The 14340-nt window shown below is 58.9% G+C and carries 15 protein-coding genes; 7 read left to right on the top strand and 8 right to left on the bottom strand.

The window, feature by feature from the left end; genetic code table 11:
- Window positions 1-214 precede the first annotated feature (214 nt).
- A complete protein-coding gene (locus ACLB1Z_RS07820; protein WP_013946941.1) occupies window positions 215-499 on the top strand; it encodes a hypothetical protein in 285 nt (94 codons plus the stop codon).
- Between the two features lie 75 nt (window positions 500-574).
- Here ACLB1Z_RS07820 and ACLB1Z_RS07815 read toward each other — a convergent pair whose 3' ends face one another.
- Window positions 575-994 (bottom strand): hypothetical protein, encoded by a 420-nt coding sequence (locus ACLB1Z_RS07815; protein WP_409562801.1) that lies wholly within the window; start codon window positions 992-994, stop codon window positions 575-577.
- A 330-nt stretch (window positions 995-1324) separates the two neighbouring features.
- Here ACLB1Z_RS07815 and ACLB1Z_RS07810 point away from each other — a divergent pair, with 330 nt between their 5' ends.
- A complete protein-coding gene (locus ACLB1Z_RS07810; RefSeq protein ID WP_409562800.1) occupies window positions 1325-1744 on the top strand; it encodes a hypothetical protein in 420 nt (139 codons plus the stop codon).
- On the opposite strand, the gene ACLB1Z_RS07805 is transcribed toward ACLB1Z_RS07810, so the two are convergent.
- The gene (locus ACLB1Z_RS07805) at window positions 1741-2055 is read right to left on the bottom strand and encodes a hypothetical protein (protein WP_409562799.1); all 315 of its coding nucleotides are present in this window, start codon (window positions 2053-2055) and stop codon (window positions 1741-1743) included. The two genes, ACLB1Z_RS07810 and ACLB1Z_RS07805, sit on opposite strands and share 4 nt — an antisense overlap.
- Window positions 2056-2250: 195 nt before the next feature.
- On the opposite strand from ACLB1Z_RS07805, the gene ACLB1Z_RS07800 reads away from it, so the two are divergent.
- Together ACLB1Z_RS07800 and ACLB1Z_RS07795 are read left to right on the top strand one after the other, a co-directional pair.
- A complete protein-coding gene (locus tag ACLB1Z_RS07800; RefSeq protein ID WP_409562798.1) occupies window positions 2251-2661 on the top strand; it encodes a thioesterase family protein in 411 nt (136 codons plus the stop codon).
- Between the two features lie 73 nt (window positions 2662-2734).
- Window positions 2735-3922 carry a DUF1134 domain-containing protein gene (locus ACLB1Z_RS07795; protein ID WP_409562797.1) on the top strand — a complete coding sequence of 396 codons (1188 nt, stop codon included), beginning with the start codon at window positions 2735-2737 and terminating at the stop codon, window positions 3920-3922.
- A 63-nt stretch (window positions 3923-3985) separates the two neighbouring features.
- Here ACLB1Z_RS07795 and ACLB1Z_RS07790 read toward each other — a convergent pair whose 3' ends face one another.
- The 3 genes from ACLB1Z_RS07790 to ACLB1Z_RS07780 form a co-directional block, all read right to left on the bottom strand.
- Complete coding sequence (locus tag ACLB1Z_RS07790) at window positions 3986-4813, bottom strand: L,D-transpeptidase (RefSeq protein ID WP_409562796.1); 828 nt, start codon at window positions 4811-4813, stop codon at window positions 3986-3988.
- A 225-nt stretch (window positions 4814-5038) separates the two neighbouring features.
- On the bottom strand, window positions 5039-6490 hold the full coding sequence (locus ACLB1Z_RS07785; protein ID WP_409562795.1) for a cryptochrome/photolyase family protein: 1452 nt from the start codon (window positions 6488-6490) through the stop codon (window positions 5039-5041).
- Between the two features lie 48 nt (window positions 6491-6538).
- On the bottom strand, window positions 6539-8212 hold the full coding sequence (locus ACLB1Z_RS07780) for a tetratricopeptide repeat protein (RefSeq protein ID WP_409562794.1): 1674 nt from the start codon (window positions 8210-8212) through the stop codon (window positions 6539-6541).
- Window positions 8213-8390: 178 nt separating this feature from the next.
- Here ACLB1Z_RS07780 and ACLB1Z_RS07775 point away from each other — a divergent pair, with 178 nt between their 5' ends.
- Window positions 8391-8963 carry a thioesterase family protein gene (locus ACLB1Z_RS07775; protein ID WP_409562793.1) on the top strand — a complete coding sequence of 191 codons (573 nt, stop codon included), beginning with the start codon at window positions 8391-8393 and terminating at the stop codon, window positions 8961-8963.
- Window positions 8964-8977: 14 nt separating this feature from the next.
- Here the strand turns inward: ACLB1Z_RS07775 and ACLB1Z_RS07770 are convergent, their stop codons facing one another.
- Complete coding sequence (locus ACLB1Z_RS07770) at window positions 8978-10525, bottom strand: NAD(P)H-hydrate dehydratase (RefSeq protein WP_409562792.1); 1548 nt, start codon at window positions 10523-10525, stop codon at window positions 8978-8980.
- A gap of 296 nt (window positions 10526-10821) precedes the next feature.
- Here ACLB1Z_RS07770 and ACLB1Z_RS07765 point away from each other — a divergent pair, with 296 nt between their 5' ends.
- Together ACLB1Z_RS07765 and glnA are read left to right on the top strand one after the other, a co-directional pair.
- On the top strand, window positions 10822-11160 hold the full coding sequence (locus ACLB1Z_RS07765) for a P-II family nitrogen regulator (protein ID WP_013946929.1): 339 nt from the start codon (window positions 10822-10824) through the stop codon (window positions 11158-11160).
- 107 nt (window positions 11161-11267) lie between these two features.
- Window positions 11268-12677 (top strand): type I glutamate--ammonia ligase, encoded by a 1410-nt coding sequence (gene glnA, locus ACLB1Z_RS07760; protein ID WP_409562791.1) that lies wholly within the window; start codon window positions 11268-11270, stop codon window positions 12675-12677.
- Window positions 12678-12741: 64 nt separating this feature from the next.
- Here glnA and ACLB1Z_RS07755 read toward each other — a convergent pair whose 3' ends face one another.
- Both ACLB1Z_RS07755 and ACLB1Z_RS07750 read right to left on the bottom strand, forming a co-directional pair.
- Window positions 12742-13050 carry a hypothetical protein gene (locus ACLB1Z_RS07755; RefSeq protein WP_013946927.1) on the bottom strand — a complete coding sequence of 103 codons (309 nt, stop codon included), beginning with the start codon at window positions 13048-13050 and terminating at the stop codon, window positions 12742-12744.
- 93 nt (window positions 13051-13143) lie between these two features.
- On the bottom strand, window positions 13144-14322 hold the full coding sequence (locus tag ACLB1Z_RS07750; protein ID WP_409562790.1) for an MFS transporter: 1179 nt from the start codon (window positions 14320-14322) through the stop codon (window positions 13144-13146).
- Window positions 14323-14340 lie beyond the last annotated feature (18 nt).

Genomic DNA, 14340 nt, shown 5'->3' with positions numbered 1-14340 from the left:
TTCACTGAACGCTGTTGCCGAAGCTGCGAACATAGTGATCAAGTTGCTTTGAGAGATCGGGCACCGGAAAAGCTCGCCTCGTTGATAAGTCAATGAGGTGCGAACGCCTCGCCCCTGCCACGTTGCCGATGCGAATCTGATAGAAAGGGAGAATAAATCCGGGGCTCCGTGGCGATCGCCGTGCCCCTTCGCCTAAGCAATACGGGAGCAAACCATGTCGGACCGGACGCAACTCGCTATTGGCCGCAATTCCATATCCGTACCACGGCTGACCAAACGTCTGGTCGAAGCCGTTATCGCCACCGCCTTGACGTCGCTCGTCGCGTTCGTAGTTCTCGTTCTCAATAATGTCCTGACGAACCGCGGCGGATGGATTGAAGGCTTCAACGTCTGGCAGTCCTTCATGCGCCAGCCCGCTATTCTCGGCACCATGCTGCTGACGTCGCTCGTAACGGTGCTGTTTCTGTCGTGGCAGCGCGAGCGCGAAATGAAACGCTGAGACGGGGCTCTCCGAAACGAAAAACGGCGAGATGAAAATCTCGCCGTTGTCAGGTCTGCAGCAGATCAGGCAAAGTTACTTCTTCAGGGCCGCATTGCACTGGCTGTAGTAACCGCCGCCCTTTTGAATCCACTTGAGGCCGCCGTTGCCGCCGTTCGCCTTGTTGGCCTTGTACTGATCGAGGCACGTATGCATCCGAGCACGGCCCGCGCTCTCCTTGGCATACTTCGTATCGACCGCCTTCGGGAAAATGGCGCCGGAAGCAGCTTTCGTCGTCTCGACTTTTGCGGCCGGCTTTTCTTCCGTCGTCGTCGCAGCTCCAGCGCATTCCGTTTTGCGGAATTCCGCCCAGGTTTGTCCGTTCAACGTTCCAGCGGACTTCGCAGCCTGATATTTCACGCTGCATTCCTTGGTCGAAAGAGCGAAGCTTGGGCTGGCGCCGGTGACAGCGAGAGCGGCAAACGCAGCCGCATATAAAGCAATGCGTGAGGTCATGTGATGTCTCTCTCCTAGGGACGGCGCACGGGCAAGCTCAACCCATAATACGATGATATCGCCGCCAGCCGGCAAGCTCAAAGACAGGATAGCGCCTTCGATCGCCAATTGCGAAGATAGGGTATATGAGGTTGATGGATTTGCTGAAATGCAAATCGCTTCGACTTACAAAAAAGTATATGCATTTGATGGCATTCTTCGCATCGTTGCCAGCGTAGACTTACATCCGGCACCATCAGCACGCGCTGCAATTCGGACGATAAGTTGCTGAAGCAATCAACGCAACCTAGGAGTACCCCGATGGGCTTGAGGCGGCCAAAAAGCCTTTCTATGCTGCCCTTTCTGGCTCTGGCCGGACTGCTGGCCGACGATAACGCTGCCACGGCAGCTGATCCGCCCAAGGATCTTCTGACGGCCACGCGCACCGCCATCGCCGCCACCAATCTGACGCCTTACGACATTGGTTCCCGCTATGCCCAGGCCCGAGGCGCATCTGAAACCTGCCCCGGCGGCAAGCTGACGGACAAAGCGGCCGTTCTTCCGTCGGTTTACAAGGGCCCCGAACTCGATGTTTTCAACGCCCAGGAAAAGAAGATTTACGACGCCTGGATGCGTGCCAAGCACTGCGCCCAAGATGATCCCTCGAACCAATGCAAGCTGGTCATCGACGAAAGCTGCGCCGCTGCGGTTTCCGAAATCGGCCCATCGGGATCAGCCTTCCCTGGCCTGTTCGAAATCACCCATCCCTAGCGCCTAACCGCCGCGCCGCGTTCCCGCTGCCACGTCCGTGCCAGCAGGGCGAAGACTTCGACTACGGCCCAGACGATCAGCACGGCCGTCAGGATCAGGAATGCGATCTGCCCAAGGCTCGCGGTCAGCAACAAATCCGTGAGCAGTGGACCAAAGTCGATGCCATGCGCTGTGCAGGGTTCCATCGCAGCATCATTGATCTCGCAGCCGAGCGTCGAGGCCAAAAGCGCCGCCGCCGCAATTCCTGAAAACGGCGCAAGAGCGAGAACAATTGAAAACGCGATCATGAACGAGCGAAAGCGAAGCAGCACGCAGCCATCCTGAATATCGTCTGAATGACTCTACGGAGTCGAACGTCATAATCAGCTAGACGTGCTCCTGCGTCTTTGGGCAGCGCGTTCCGAAAAGCTGGTTAATGCTAGCCCTGTTTACGAGCTGCACCAATCCTATTGATCATTCGAGCGACGCCCCTTAATGGCCGTTCCAGACGAGAAGGAGCGTAACGGATGGCCGATCTTTCGCAGTTGCGCGCTGGACTAAGCGGTACGGCAAGCATGCTTGTCACTGATGAGCGCCTCGCAACGCGTGTCGGAAGTGGAAATGTGCCTGTCTTCGCGAGCCCGATGCTGATCGCCGCGATCGAAGCGGCAGCGGTCGACTGCCTTGATGGTTTCCTGCCGCAAGGCCACGAAAGCCTCGGCGTGCACCTGGATGTGACACACACTTCGCCGACGCCGATTGGCTATACGGTAACCGCGACCGCAACGGTCAAATCTATCGATGGCCGAAAAATCACGTTCGACGTTTCGGCAACCGATGGCATTGATCGAATAGGATCGGGAACGCACACTCGGATTATCGTTGACACCGCCCGGTTCATGGCGCGCATTGCCGCAAAATCTGCGTCACGACCGTAACAAAGGCTTCTGCTCGTTTGCGCAAGACCGACGATCGCCCGGCACTGGCGACTGATATTGGAGCTGCAAAGCCATGCGATCGACGCTTGCATTCATTGCCATGATGGCGGCATTGCTGACAACCGCGCCGCGCGCAGTGGCCGCAACCTGCACGGCAAATGACTTCGCTGCAGCCGTCGATCAGTCAGGCGCAAGTCTGCGAACTTTGACGCTCGAAGTGCAACCCAAGCTGCAGGAGCGCCTCAAACGCTATAAGCAGGCGTTGCAGTTGCCCGACACCGATGACGAGGATCTGGCTCTCAACGCCATCGACGACCCGAAGCTCGAAGAATTCGACAAGAAGAGCAGCCAGCTGCTGCTTACCGTAGACTCTCTCGGCCGCATACCCGACGGCGAAGAACCCGACTGCGCCAAGCTCGAAGAACTGAAAATGGCGGCGGCCGAACTCAATACCGTCATCAAGGCGAAATCGGATTATATGCTGAAGCGCCTCGATGAGAAGATCGCCGCAGCAAAGCGCAACGCTCCGCCACCGGCGACAGCGCAGGCCGCCCCTCCCGTTCCAGCGCCCTCTCCCGCAACGCCGCCGGCGGCATCCGCCGCAAAGAAACCGTCCCCGCCTGCCGTTGTGGCGGCCAAGAAGCCGGCCGCCAAAGCCACGCCACACCCATCTCAAGGCTGGGCCACGCGCACACACCCGGATGAGGCTGCGCCGCCGCCGGCTGTTGCAATGCGAGAGCCGCCCCCCATTCCCAATCTACCGCCACCGGAAGAGGAAGGCTATTCGATCGAAGAAATCCGCGACGTCACGCGCGGGTTCTTCGGATCGATTTCGACAAACTTGGCAGCCGTCATCGAGCATGCCTTCAAACAGTCGGGACGCCCGACGGCCTACGTCCTCGGCGTCGAAGGCGGCGGCGCGTTTCTCGCAGGTCTTCGCTTCGGCAAAGGCACTTTGTTTATGCGTTCCCAGCCTGGAACGCGGGAAGTTTATTGGCACGGGCCTTCGGTGGGCACCGATTTAGGCGCCTCTGGCTCGCGCACACTTTTCCTCATCTACCGCATGGATAATGCGAACGATATCTATCGCAATTTCACAGGCATCGACGGATCGGCATATTTTGTCGGCGGCGTCGGTGTGACCTTGCTGAAGGGCGGCCCCGTTATCATGGCGCCAATTCGATCAGGCGTTGGCATGCGTCTGGGCGCCAATATCGGCTACCTTCGGTTCACCGAACAGCCGACTTGGAACCCGTTCTGATCGCCGACAACAAAAAAGGCCCGCAAATCGCGGGCCTTTTCAATCATGGAACGGTTTCACGTATCAGTTTGCGCCGTAGGCGTAGCCCGAATACTTCTTCCCTTTCGGCCTCTTGTAGTAATACGTGCCGTCCTTCGCCTGATAGACCTTCGTGCGAACGCCATCGATATAGACATAGCGTGTTTTCTTGCCGTTCGCCTTGGCGGACTGCGGACCGCCAAAGATGTTGCCCCAGAACGAGCTGCTGCCGCCATTGCTCGCGTAATCATCGTCATCGTGCGAGTCGCGACGCGCGACGGCGTTATCACCCCAATTCGGGCGTCCATGCACGCTGACGCGCGTGCGCATCATTCCGTGGCGCTGAACAAGATCGTAGAAAATTTTGGCATTCGACGGCGCTAAGCGAATGCAGCCGTGCGACGCCGGACGGCCGAGCGCAGCCATATGATATGTTCCATGAACGGCAACGCCACCGTTGATAAAAACAGCGTTCGGCATGGGCGCATTGTCGTATTTCTTCGAATACCACATTCGCGACGTCCATTGCGGGTAGAAGTTGCCCGTCGGCGTCGCATACTGCTGTGTCCCGGACGAGATACGCCAGCGATAGCGCGGCTCGCCATTGACCGAAACGCTCATCGTCTGCCGAGAAAGATCAATGGATGCGGTGAGTGTCGGCGGAAGCGGCCGCGGCTTGGCGACCGGCTCCTTCTTCGCCTCGACGGTCACAGGCTCTTTCGCTCCTTCGGCCTTGCCAAAGTATGTCGTCGTGCCCGACTGCGTCTCGGTGGTCGTCGATGCCCCGTTCGCCGGTGCTTCACTCGGCTCGGCCATAGCCGCAACCGACGGAACGGCAAACAAAATTGCCGCCAACATCATCCTACGCAACATGATAGCTCCCTACGCAATACGCTTATTGCCCGCATAGTACGGCGAAAACGCCCCAACGTTAATGGGAATTACCAATAAATCGCCCCCCGCAGAGGACTGCGGCTCATCTAGCTTACGAAACGGTTTCGAGGTTCGTCGTGAGCATTTCAAAATCACGCACCTGCAAAGCTTCTCTTCAAGGATTCATGTGCAACGACGTTAAATGTCGGAAGTCGCCTCGTATTTTCAACCTCGCTTACTCGATTTCACGCGGTCATACGCCGTCAGCGCGCGAGCGCGCGCCTCTTTATGGTCCATGATCGGCAACGGATAATTTTTCCCGATAACGACTCCCGCTCGTTTCAGCGTCGTCGCATCGGCCGCCCATGGCTTGTGAATATCGGCAGACGGTAACCGTTGAAGCTCCGGAACCCAGCGGCGAACATAGTCGCCATCAGGATCGAATTTCTCACCCTGCAACACAGGATTGAAAATACGGAAGTAAGGCGCGGCATCTGCACCGCAACCGGCAACCCACTGCCAATTCGCAGCGTTATTTGCGAGATCGGCGTCGACGAGCGTGTCCCAGAACCATGCCTCGCCTGACGTCCACGGCAGAAGCAGATGCTTCGTCAAAAAAGACGCCGCAATCATCCGCGCCCGATTGTGCATATATCCGGTGGCCCAAAGTTCGCGCATTCCGGCATCGACGACGGGATATCCCGTTAAACCGCGCTGCCACGCCTTGAGGTTAGCCGACTTCGCCCAGGGAAACGCCGCAAACTCATCGCGCAACGGTTCATTCGGCATTTGCGGAAATTGAAAGAGCAGCGCGTAACTGAACTCGCGCCATGCAAGCTCTTTCATAAATGTTTCGACGGCGCGATCGCTGCCGTGCGTTTGATGCAATGCGTCCACTGCTGCACGCCAGCACGCCGCCGGAGAAATTTCACCGAATGCAAGGTGCGGCGAAAGTCGCGACGTCCCCTCCACATTGAGCCGATCGCGTCCGTCATCGTAATTTGCAAGACCCTCGCTGACGAAATTTTTTAGACGCAACTGCGCGCCACGCTCGCCGGGCCGCCACGCCTTAGCCAAACCTCCCGACCAATTCGGTTTCGTCGGCGCGAGCTTCCAGTCTGAAATATCGTCCGATGCAATCGCGTCCGGCACCGAGCCAAGATGACGTGGCGCCGCTAGTGCTTTCGGCGCTGAAAACTCTTTCCTGAAGGCGCGCCAGAACGGCGTGAAGACCTGATATGCAGCGCCGGACGATGTGCGCAAATCTTCCGGTTCCCTCAGCAAACGACCGCCGAAGCGTTTGAAGACCACACCCAATCCACCGAACGACTTATGGAGCTTTTCCTCCAACCCCGTGGCCCAGGGCTCATAACTACGAGTGACGTAAATTGCCGTTGCACCGCTCTCATCGACGAGACGTTTCAAAATACTTTCCGTATCGCCTCGACGCAAAATCAGGCGTGCGCCACGCTGCGCAATGTCGTGGCTCAACGCTTCCAGACTTTTCGCCAGCCACCACCGCGATGCACCGCCCAGCTTCCAACGCCCCGCAGCCGCATCATCGAGAATGAACAGCGCAATGACCGGTCCACCCCGCTTTACCGCAGCGGTCAACGCGGGGTGATCATGAAGCCGGAGATCATTGCGAAACCAGACGATCGTCGCGCTCTCGGTCATCACCAGCATTCCGATTGAGTCGCCGTTATTGCGGCGACGCGCTGAATATTAGAACCCGAAGAGCAACTGGAAGAAAGATTTCGGCTTGGAGCGTCTCTGCTGCCGCTCCGCTCGCGCCCCGTCGGCGTACGTCTGATCGCGACTGCCGACAACCGCAGCATTCACCGGATGAAGTTGATATTCGTCGGTGACGCCATCCACGCTTGCGATCTGCAGACGATCGCCATCCCACGTCCACGACGCGACGCGCGGACCCTGCCGATGCGGCTCGATTGCCAAAACCTTGCCGCCGGCGATATAGATGATCGCGGCAAGTTCGGTGTCTTCCGGGCCGTTTTTCCCGTGAACCGTGCCGCCTGAAAAACGCAGTATGCCGTATCCCGCGTAAGGCGGCTTTTGCACTTCCCACGACAACAGCTTCGGCAGCCCTTCGCCTGTCATCTCCAGCGGCACGCGTATTTGCGGATAGTCGACGCTGGTCGCAAAATAATCTTTGCCGTGCAGCACGACATGCCATTTATCGATATCGAGCGGTGGCACCGGCTTGTCCTCGACATCGTCCGGCGCCGCACCTAGTCGCTGCAGCGCATCCGACGCGAATTGCCAGCTCGGACGAAGCTGCAAGGCGTGGCGCAAATCCGTAATGGCCGTATCGGCCTGGCCATTGGCTTCTTCGATTTCGCCACGCGCCCACAGCGCTTCAGGCGAATTGGGATCGAGTTTGATTGCCGTCTCGACGTCCTTGGCGCCGATATCCGGCTGGCCGTTCTGCTTATAGATGTACGCCCGGAACGCGAACGCCACCGGCGAGCGCGGATCGAGTTCGATCGCGCGATTGAGGTCAGAATTCGCGTCGTCAAAGGCTTCCGCCACACCGTTGGCAAGCCCGCGCCCTTCGTATCCCGCGCTCGATTTGGGATCGAGTTCGATGGCGCGCGAAAAATCCTTGATGGCCGACGCCGGATTGCCGCTGATCAGATAAGCGTATCCGCGCACCACATAAAGCTCGCCATTATTAGGATCGAAGGCGATGGCACGAGACAGATCTTCGATCGCATCATCACGTTGCCCAACGGCCATGCGCGCCTCTGCCCGATTGCGATAGGCCGACGCAAAACGCGCATCGGCGCTGACGGCGCGCGAAAAATCGCGAATGGCAGCGTGTGGCTTGCCGACGGCGAGATAGGCAAGTCCGCGTCCCGATAGCGGCGGCGCGCTCGCGGGCATCAGCTCGATCGCCTTGGTGAAATCCGCCAGCGCCGCAGCCGACTGGCCGAGCTTCATCTTCGCATTGCCGCGGTTCGAATAGGCGGCGGCAAAGCTCGGCGCCAGAAGCAGAGCGCGATCGAAATCCTTCATCGCTTCTTTCAACTGGCCGAGCGCCAGAAGAAGATTGCCTCGGTTGTTGTATGCAACCGGATACTCGGGAAAAAGCTCAACGGCGCGATTGTAGTCCTCAAGCGCCGCCTTGGTCTCGCCAAGACGCACGTTGGCGACAGCGCGATCATTGAGAATCGTCGCGCGCCGGTCGTTGGGCAGCCCCGTGTCCTTGAGCGCTGCCGTATAAGTTGCAACAGCCTTCTCCGCGTCGCCCCGAATGAGCAACGTCGCGCCTTCCTCGACCGGCGAAGGCGCGGTGATGGCATCAGCCGCGAGCGCAGGCGCCCCCGCCAGAGGCGAAGCCATGAGCAGCCACACCGGAAATGCCCGAAAGCTTTTCATGCGCCGAGCCAAACCCTCTTTGGTTCGTCAGATTCGCGATTCATAATTGCACAGGCGATATCGTGCCATTGTGGCCCGCCGACGGGCAATCGCCAAATGAGATCGCGGCAGACCGCGCAATTGACGTATAGGTAAAGGCTGCTTAGGTCTCAATGCCTACATTTCGGAAAACCGGCGCATGAACCTTTGGTTCAGACTGATATGGGTCCTAATGACGGCACGCCGCCGAGGACCTCTCTCGCTGCCCAGCGAAACATCCAAGTTGTGGTTTCGCGTCTGGCCGCACGATCTCGATATTTCGATCCATATGAACAACGGCCGCTATCTGACGCTGATGGATCTCGGTCGCCTTGATGTGCTCGTCCGGTCCGGCCTTTGGCGGCTGGTTTTGCGCCATCGTTGGACCCCGATCGCCAGCGCGATCACCATCCGCTTTCAACGCGAGCTGCGGCCTTTTCAAAAATTCCGCCTCGAAACGCGGCTTCTCTGCTGGGACGCGGCGCTTGTCGTCATGGAGCAGGTCTTCGTCATCCATGGCGGCCCGCGCGACGGACAGCCCGCAACGCGCGCCTTATTCAAAGGCGGCCTTTACGACCGCAGAGAAAAGAAGTTCGTCGAGATCTCCCGGCTGATGTCCCTCCTCGGCGTCTCGGAGGTCAGCCCACCCGCAACGCCGGAAGTCGAAGCATTCCTACACGCCGACGATCAGCTCAAGCAGGCCGGACGAACCGCCATGAGTTCCAGCGCCTGACGCAACCGATCCGGTCAGACGCGCTCCGTAAACAATCGCTGCAGCACCTTCGGCAGAACGTCGGGCAAGTCCTCAGCGATCAAGCCCATGCCAAACGCATTGGCTGCCTCTCCGTGCAGCCAGACGGCAGCACAGGCGGCTTCGAAAGGTGGCATGTGCTGTGCCAAAAGCCCCGTCACGAGGCCACCGAGAACGTCACCGGATCCGGCCGTGGCGAGCCAAGGCGGCGCGTTGGAATTGACGGCGGCGCGACCGTCCGGCGCGGCGATGACGGTATCGGCGCCTTTCAGAATGATGAACGCGCCTGAGAGCTTCACCGCTTCGCGAGCGCGATCGATCTTCGAACCAGGTAGCTCTCCGAACAAACGCTTGAATTCACCCTCATGCGGCGTCATCGCGACAGGCGCCGGCCGCTTCTTGATTGCGGCAAACAGCGTCTCACGACCATGCGGATTATCGCCGTTCCGTGCCAGAAATCCCATGCTGGCTTCGCTGCGCGGCTTTTCTCCTGTATCCGAGAATGAGGTCAGCGCGTCCGCATCGAGCACGACTGAAGCCGATGATCGAAGCACGGCCAAAACGTCATCTGCCGTCTCTGGCCCAACAGACGCGCCTGGACCGATCAACGCCGCGTTGCGACGCGTATCGCGAAGAAATTCCGACAAAGCCGTGGCGCCTGAAACCGATCGCACCATGATCGAGGTGATCTGCGTCGCGATGATTGCCGTTGCGGCAGCGTTGCCGACGAGCGTGACGAGCCCAGCGCCGACCCGCAGCGCCGCGCGCGCACCAAGACGCGCTGCTCCCGTTTGCAACGCCGGTCCCGAGACGACGACCGCATGTCCACGGTCGTACTTATGGCCGCCATCCTTCGGCCAGTTGAAATGATCGACCCAAAGCGGCAGGCCGTTCTCGTGCAGCTTCGGCTTCAACGTTTCGAGCACGCGCTCCGGAATGCCGATATCCGCGACGATAACCTCACCGCAGAGCTGCCGCCCCGGCATCAGCACATGCCCCGGCTTCTTGCGGAAGAACGTCACAGTCCGGCGCGCTTGAACAGCAACGCCGCGCACCTCACCGCTCGTCCCTTCGAGCCCGCTCGGTACGTCGACGGAAAGGACAGGCAGACCGCTGGCGTTGACGGCGCGCACGAGTTCCGCCGCCTCCCCTTCAAGAGGCCTCGACAGACCCGCGCCAAAGAGGGCGTCGATGACCAAATGCATGCTTTGCAGGGCATCCGGGGTTGCCGGGCGAACGACGAGCGGCCAACGCCGAGCCATCTCGGCCGCGTCACCTTTGAGCGCATCTCTGTCCCCGAGCAGAAAAAGCCGGACGTCCCAACCCTTGTCACGTAGGTGCCGGGCCGCAACGAACCCGTCACCGCCATTGTTTCCCGGGCCGCAAAGCACCGCCACGCGCCGGTCCGGACCCCAGACCATGTCAAGCGCCGCCTCGGCCACCGCCTGCCCTGCACGCTCCATGAGGCTGATCGTGGCGACACCGGCCTCGGCCGCCAGACGGTCGGCTAGTCCCGCCTCCGACGTCGTCAGCAATTCATTCATATCCGCTACCTGAACCCCTACTGTTGCTCCGCCTCCGGCGACTGCCTGGAAATTCAGCGCCTAAAAGCCACTCACCGTCGTTGAGAAAAATCAGCATAAAAAATGTGCAACCGGCATGCATTTAAGGCTTACTAAACAGCGGCCGACCATCTAAGAAGCCATCACGACACGCTAAGCCAATGACATATGTAATGTTTCTCGCGAACGTCGCAGGTGGCACGGCCTCTGCTAGCCTTCGGGCCGCTGGGCAAGCGTGGGGTACGACCGACATGCTGTCCAAGATCTAAGGGGCGAAAATGAAAAAGATTGAAGCGATTATAAAGCCCTTCAAGCTCGATGAAGTAAAAGAAGCGCTACAAGAAATCGGCTTGCAAGGCATCACAGTTATCGAGGCGAAGGGCTTCGGACGGCAGAAGGGTCACACCGAGCTGTATCGAGGGGCGGAATACGTGGTCGACTTCCTGCCCAAAGTGAAGATCGAAGTCGTCTTGAGCGACGACATGCTGGAAAAGGCCATCGAGTCCATTCAAAAGGCCGCGAAGACCGGCCGGATCGGTGACGGCAAGATCTTTATCTCGTCCATCGAAGACGCTATTCGCATCCGCACCGGGGAATCCGGTCGCGATGCCATTTGATCGATAAAACGAACTATAAAAAGACTGTCACGCTTGAACCGGCCTAAACCGGCTAAATGACTTGGCACGCGTGAACTTTAACGGAATGCCTAGGCATGGGAGTGTCTATGAAAAATGCAAATGACGTCCTGAAATTCATCAAGGACAAGGAAGCCAAGTTCGTGGATTTCCGATTCACGGACACCAAGGGCAAGATGCAGCACGTCACGGCCGACGTCAGCTGCGTTGACGAAGCCGTCTTCTCCGACGGCTACGCCTTCGACGGGTCTTCGATCGCCGGGTGGAAATCGATCGAAGCCTCCGACATGACGCTGATGCCAGACCCGGTAACAGCCCACGTCGACCCGTTCTTCGCCCAGACGACCGTCGCGATCTTCTGCGACGTTCTCGAACCCTCGACCGGCCAACCCTACGAGCGCGACCCGCGTTCGGTCGCCAAGAAGGCCGAGGCCTACATGATGTCGCTCGGCATCGGCGACAAAGTCTATTTCGGGCCTGAAGCCGAATTCTTTATCTTCGACGATGTCCGCTTCACCACTGACATGTATTCGATGGGCTATCAGATCGACTCTAGCGAGCTGCCCTCGAACACCGGTACGATTGTTGAATCCGGCAACCTCGGCCATCGTCCGCGCGTGAAGGGCGGCTATTTCCCGGTCCCGCCGATCGACAGCGCTCAAGACATCCGTTCCGAAATGCTCTCAGTCCTTTCGGAAATGGGCGTCACCGTCGAAAAGCACCACCACGAAGTCGCTGCTGCCCAGCATGAGCTCGGCGTAAAATTCGGCCCGATGATCACGATGGCCGATCACATGCAGATCTATAAGTACGTCGTGCACAACGTCGCCCAGGCCTACGGCAAAACGGCGACGTTCATGCCGAAGCCAGTCTTCGGCGACAACGGCTCCGGCATGCACGTTCACCAGTCGATCTGGAAGGGCGGCCAGCCGATGTTCGCCGGCGACAAGTACGCCGACCTCTCGCAGATGTGCCTCAACTACATCGGCGGTATCCTGAAGCACGCGAAAGCGATCAACGCTTTCACCAATCCGCTGACCAACTCATACAAGCGCTTGGTGCCGGGCTTCGAGGCGCCTGTGTTGCTGGCCTATTCGGCGCGCAACCGTTCGGCTTCGTGCCGCATTCCGCACGTTTCAAGCCCCAAGGCCAAGCGCATCGAAATCCGCTTCCCGGATCCGGGCGCCAATCCTTACCTTGCCTTTACGGCGATGCTGATGGCTGGCCTCGACGGCATCCAGAACAAGATCGATCCGGGTCCCGCCATGGACAAGAACCTCTACGATCTGCCGCCGGCTGAGCTGGCGAAGATCCCGACAGTATCGGCTTCGCTCCGCGAAGCGCTCGACAGCCTCGACAAGGACCGCGACTTCCTGAAAGCGGGCGGGGTCATGAACGACGACATGATCGACGCCTACATCGCGCTGCGCATGGAAGAGAATATGCGTTACGAGATGACGCCGCATCCGGTCGAGTTCGACATGTACTACTCGGTCTGAGGATCGAGCCACATTTCAATGCTTCGAGAGGCGGTCCGTCGGGCCGCCTCTTTGCATTTTGAACTCAATAGAAAACCAGAACGCCCGCGCAGATCGCGATGAGCGCATAGTAGAAGAACTTTTGCTCGCGGATCAAAAACCATGTCACGATCCGGCGCGGGATATCCGACCAGTTGAAGCGGCCGATAGCGCCGAGCGTCAAGCCCAGACCCAGACCGACGGCCAAAGATCCAAATTGCAGACCTTCGGTCAGCGAACGCACGCTGTCGGGAACATGGGCCGACAGCCAAGGCGTCAACGCAAAAAAGGCCGCCGCGGCCATGACGCCGAAGGCAAGCACGGAAAAGAACGACAGGACGGATCGCACGAACATGGGCAATCTCGCTAAAAACGCATGATTGTGAAGCTTGAGCGAGACTAGCGTCAGTACGCAAACAAACAATTAACCATGATCGCGGTGCGTCGCTCATCGCGCTCGCCGCTGCTCCCATCGATCAAATACGAGTACCAGCGCACCAGAGACAACCGTCAGACCAACAACCGTCGCGACGAAGCCGTGGACCGGCTTCTCCGTCATCGCGATCCCGGAAATGATCGGCCCCACAAGCGCCCCGGCCTGATACATCACGATGAAGGCCGCGTTGACGGCCGCGAGATCCGCAGGACCGATCCGCTCGCCGACGATGGCGAGACCCAGCGCATAAAAGCCCAGGATCATCCCACCAATAAGAAACATCACGATCATCGACGCGACCGCATCTCCGAGCGCCCATGGCAGCATCAAAGAGAACAATATGAAAAGGAAACCGGTGCAGATGACCAAATTGATGCGACACATCTTATCGGATAGCCACCCCAGCGGGTATTGAAGCAAAATCCCGCCTATCGTCATGACTGTCAGAAGTCCGAGCGCGGCGTCTTGCGACCAGCCAGCCGCCAACGCGACGTTGGGGATAAGTGAAAGATTGGTGATCTCGGCGAAGCCGCCCATAAAGGCAGCCATCATCGCCGCCGGGGCAAGCCGCATCGCCCAAAGGAAGCTCTGCGTTCCGTCATGATGCAGCGGAGGCGCCAAGTGCCGACCCAGCACGATGGGTACTCCCGAAAGCACGGTAATGGCCGCTGCCGCACCAAACGGCGCTAATCCCGATATTCCGAGTTGGCGCAACAACATCGGTCCAACAGCGTAGCCAGAGAAAAAGGCAATCGCGTAGACAGCGATAACGCGCCCGCGCATATCTTCACGGGCAACCGCGTTGATCCAGGTCTCGCCTGCCAACCAAGGTAATGCAAATCCGGCGCTCATCAGCAGTCGAATGACGACCCACGCATTTGGCGATGGAAACATATAGAGTGCCAAGAAGCCGATCGAGCCAATGACACAACCGCTTCCGATCGCTCGCACTGCGCCGACTTTCGTCATCAATCGCGAAAGCAGGGGCAAAGCGATAAACACGGCAAGTGCCGGCGCGGCGCCCGCCAGCCCGATCATCCATTTCGGTTGGTGCCAGTCTTCGAAGGTCAGCGCGGTGAGCGGAAAGCCGATACCGAAAGAAATCCCCACGCCGAAAGACGTCGAGATGACCGCAGCCAGACTGAGCATCCTTTCGCGCTCGTTGAACTCGCGCTCAGCCATGACCGCCATGTTCGTCCCTCGTTATTT

The sequence above is a fragment of the Hyphomicrobium sp. MC8b genome (assembly GCF_905067615.1).
Lineage (GTDB): Bacteria > Pseudomonadota > Alphaproteobacteria > Rhizobiales > Hyphomicrobiaceae > Hyphomicrobium_B.
Note: the sequence above shows the minus strand (reverse complement) of the source record. Positions and strands in the feature narration are given on the sequence as shown.

Excerpts from the sequence above, each read along its gene's own strand:
- ACLB1Z_RS07790 (WP_409562796.1), bottom strand. The coding sequence starts at position 4,813 with ATGTTGCGTAGGATGATGTTGGCGGCAATTTTGTTTGCCGTTCCGTCG.
- ACLB1Z_RS07810 (WP_409562800.1), top strand. The coding sequence starts at position 1,325 with ATGCTGCCCTTTCTGGCTCTGGCCGGACTGCTGGCCGACGATAACGCT.
- ACLB1Z_RS07770 (WP_409562792.1), bottom strand. The coding sequence starts at position 10,525 with ATGAATGAATTGCTGACGACGTCGGAGGCGGGACTAGCCGACCGTCTG.
- ACLB1Z_RS07800 (WP_409562798.1), top strand. The coding sequence starts at position 2,251 with ATGGCCGATCTTTCGCAGTTGCGCGCTGGACTAAGCGGTACGGCAAGC.
- ACLB1Z_RS07820 (WP_013946941.1), top strand. The coding sequence starts at position 215 with ATGTCGGACCGGACGCAACTCGCTATTGGCCGCAATTCCATATCCGTA.
- ACLB1Z_RS07755 (WP_013946927.1), bottom strand. The coding sequence starts at position 13,050 with ATGTTCGTGCGATCCGTCCTGTCGTTCTTTTCCGTGCTTGCCTTCGGC.
- ACLB1Z_RS07780 (WP_409562794.1), bottom strand. The coding sequence starts at position 8,212 with ATGAAAAGCTTTCGGGCATTTCCGGTGTGGCTGCTCATGGCTTCGCCT.
- ACLB1Z_RS07785 (WP_409562795.1), bottom strand. The coding sequence starts at position 6,490 with ATGACCGAGAGCGCGACGATCGTCTGGTTTCGCAATGATCTCCGGCTT.
- glnA (WP_409562791.1), top strand. The coding sequence starts at position 11,268 with ATGAAAAATGCAAATGACGTCCTGAAATTCATCAAGGACAAGGAAGCC.
- ACLB1Z_RS07775 (WP_409562793.1), top strand. The coding sequence starts at position 8,391 with ATGAACCTTTGGTTCAGACTGATATGGGTCCTAATGACGGCACGCCGC.
- ACLB1Z_RS07750 (WP_409562790.1), bottom strand. The coding sequence starts at position 14,322 with ATGGCGGTCATGGCTGAGCGCGAGTTCAACGAGCGCGAAAGGATGCTC.
- ACLB1Z_RS07795 (WP_409562797.1), top strand. The coding sequence starts at position 2,735 with ATGCGATCGACGCTTGCATTCATTGCCATGATGGCGGCATTGCTGACA.
- ACLB1Z_RS07765 (WP_013946929.1), top strand. The coding sequence starts at position 10,822 with ATGAAAAAGATTGAAGCGATTATAAAGCCCTTCAAGCTCGATGAAGTA.
- ACLB1Z_RS07815 (WP_409562801.1), bottom strand. The coding sequence starts at position 994 with ATGACCTCACGCATTGCTTTATATGCGGCTGCGTTTGCCGCTCTCGCT.